This window comes from Mesorhizobium sp. M0848 (assembly GCF_040319805.1).
Taxonomy (GTDB): domain Bacteria; phylum Pseudomonadota; class Alphaproteobacteria; order Rhizobiales; family Rhizobiaceae; genus Mesorhizobium.
On record NZ_JAMYOM010000026.1, the window covers coordinates 55001 to 57500 of the forward strand.

General features: G+C 55.7%; 1 tRNA gene and 2 rRNA genes (1 of these 3 only partly in view). All 3 read left to right on the top strand.

Annotated features, from left to right (window positions below):
* Positions 1-1436: ribosomal RNA gene (locus NKH95_RS26280) — 23S ribosomal RNA — on the top strand; it begins 1386 nt to the left of the window's first position.
* A 272-nt stretch (positions 1437-1708) separates the two neighbouring features.
* Positions 1709-1823 (top strand): 5S ribosomal RNA (rrf, locus tag NKH95_RS26285).
* A gap of 227 nt (positions 1824-2050) precedes the next feature.
* Positions 2051-2127: transfer RNA gene (locus NKH95_RS26290), tRNA-Met, on the top strand.
* Positions 2128-2500 lie beyond the last annotated feature (373 nt).

Sequence of the window (2500 nt, forward strand, 5' to 3'; positions counted from 1 at the left end):
AAGCTAATCTGAGCAGGGTTAGCCGGCCCCTAAGACGAGGCGGAAACGCGTAGTCGATGGGAACCACGTTAATATTCGTGGGCTTGGAGGTAGTGACGGATCATTGAGGTAGTCCAATCTTATCGGATTGAACGGGCTGCTGCGTGGTTCCAGGAAATAGCTCCTCCTTATAAACCGTACCCGAAACCGACACTGGTGGTCTGGTAGAGTATACCAAGGCGCTTGAGAGAACTATGCTGAAGGAACTCGGCAAATTGCACGCGTAACTTCGGAAGAAGCGTGACCCTTTTCTACGCAAGTAGAGGAGGGTGGCACAGACCAGGGGGTAGCGACTGTTTATCAAAAACACAGGGCTCTGCGAAGTCGCAAGACGACGTATAGGGTCTGACGCCTGCCCGGTGCTGGAAGGTTAAGAGGAGGGGTGCAAGCTCTGAATCGAAGCCCCAGTAAACGGCGGCCGTAACTATAACGGTCCTAAGGTAGCGAAATTCCTTGTCGGGTAAGTTCCGACCTGCACGAATGGCGTAACGACTTCCCCGCTGTCTCCAGCATAGACTCAGTGAAATTGAATTCCCCGTGAAGATGCGGGGTTCCTGCGGTTAGACGGAAAGACCCCGTGCACCTTTACTATAGCTTTACATTGGCATTCGTAGTGGCATGTGTAGGATAGGTGGTAGGCTTTGAAACCTGGGCGCCAGCTCAGGTGGAGCCACCCTTGAAATACCACCCTTATTACTATGGATGTCTAACCGCGGCCCGTTATCCGGGTCCGGGACAATGTATGGTGGGTAGTTTGACTGGGGCGGTCGCCTCCTAAAGAGTAACGGAGGCGCGCGATGGTGGGCTCAGAACGGTCGGAAATCGTTCGCTGAGTGCAATGGCATAAGCCTGCCTGACTGCGAGACTGACAAGTCGAGCAGAGACGAAAGTCGGTCATAGTGATCCGGTGGTCCCGCGTGGAAGGGCCATCGCTCAACGGATAAAAGGTACGCCGGGGATAACAGGCTGATGACCCCCAAGAGTCCATATCGACGGGGTTGTTTGGCACCTCGATGTCGACTCATCGCATCCTGGGGCTGGAGCAGGTCCCAAGGGTATGGCTGTTCGCCATTTAAAGCGGTACGTGAGTTGGGTTCAGAACGTCGTGAGACAGTTCGGTCCCTATCTGCCGTGGGTGTAGGAATATTGAAAGGATCTGTCCCTAGTACGAGAGGACCGGGATGGACGGATCTCTGGTGGACCTGTTGTGGCGCCAGCCGCATAGCAGGGTAGCTATATCCGGACGGGATAACCGCTGAAGGCATCTAAGCGGGAAACCCACCTTAAAACGAGTATTCCCTGAGAACCGTGGAAGACGACCACGTTGATAGGCCGGGTGTGGAAGAGCGGCAACGCTTGAAGCTTACCGGTACTAATAGTTCGATCGGCTTGATCGTTCTCATTCCTTATGCTCATCTGACAAAGTCAGATGTTCTCACTCACGCTTGTTCCGCCCTGCGGGCGGCGCTACGTGGGTGCGGCGCATCAGCGCCGACGGTCGGTCGACCTTGCGAAGCTTCGCTTCGAAAGGCGTCAGGATCCAAAGAACTGTAAAGGCACAAAAAGACCAGCGAACAGCTCAGAGAAAGCAGCAAATAGGGTCCCTATTCGCTACTCACTATTGGCTATTCGCTCAAAAAAGCTTCTCGAACAACGTGCGTTTTGCCGACCTGGTGGTTATGGCGGAGCGGCTGCACCCGATCCCATTCCGAACTCGGCCGTGAAACGCTCCAGCGCTGATGGTACTTCGTCTCAAGACGCGGGAGAGTAGGTCGCTGCCAGGTCTGCCAAACGCACGTTGAACTCACATCCAATCGGATGTGAGAGAAATCTTCTCTTTATGAAATGGCCCGCCAAGGGATCACGGGCCGCGTAAGCGGCCCTTTCATTTGGTCAGCCATATACCTATCTGTAGGCCTCGGCTTACACAAAAAAAGCAAGCAAGCGCTTGCTTAGGAACGCAAGCAAACGCTTGCTTAGGGAATGCAAGCAAACGCTTGCTTAGGGTTGACGCGGGGTGGAGCAGCCCGGTAGCTCGTCAGGCTCATAACCTGAAGGTCACAGGTTCAAATCCTGTCCCCGCAACCAAATACAAAAGAGCCCGCCCTCGTGCGGGCTCTTTTGTATTGTGCCGTGGTGCCGGCGATTTAACCTGTCATCAGGCGCCCGCAAGCAAGCGGAGCCGACGCCGCCGGACAGAAAACTCAATCCTGTCCCCGCAACCAATCTGCGGTAAACGGCCCGCCTGGCACAAAGCCCGCGGGCCGTTTTGATGTTCGGCTGGGCTGGCCATCGATTGCCCCGGATCAGGCGCCCGCAACAAGGCGAAGCCCAAGCTGCGGGACAAAAAACCCAATCCCGTCCCCCGCAAACCAATCTCCACCAAGCAACAGTCCCCCAGGCACCAGCCAGCGGGCCGTTCGCATTCGGGGGACAATGGTGCCTGCAAGCGCGGCACTCC